Source organism: Cupriavidus sp. SIMBA_020, assembly GCF_046535395.1.
Taxonomy (GTDB): domain Bacteria; phylum Pseudomonadota; class Gammaproteobacteria; order Burkholderiales; family Burkholderiaceae; genus Cupriavidus; species Cupriavidus campinensis.
The window spans coordinates 1-230 of record NZ_JAWRWU010001831.1 but is presented as its reverse complement, the minus strand read 5'-3'; the positions used below and the strand labels follow the sequence as shown (position 1 = coordinate 230).

Here is a 230-nt window from a genome sequence, read left to right as displayed (position 1 = left end):
CGGTGAGCGCCGTGCCGATCATGCCGCCGATCATCCGCAACGACTGCAGCAGCGCCGTGGCGATGCCGAGATGTTCGCGACCGGCCGTCTGCTGCGCAAAGATCGTGAGGTTGGGCATCACGAAACCGAGCCCGAGGCCGCCGACCATCATGAACGACATCAGTAGCCATTGCGGCATGGAACGCGTCGCCACCACCATGCCGAGGCACGCGAGCGCGACCAGCGCAAAG

The 230-nt window shown here is 65.7% G+C and carries 1 pseudogene; it reads right to left on the bottom strand.

Annotated elements, in window-relative coordinates:
* A pseudogene (locus tag SB751_RS35925) lies at window positions 1-230 on the bottom strand (MFS transporter); the annotation flags it as partial.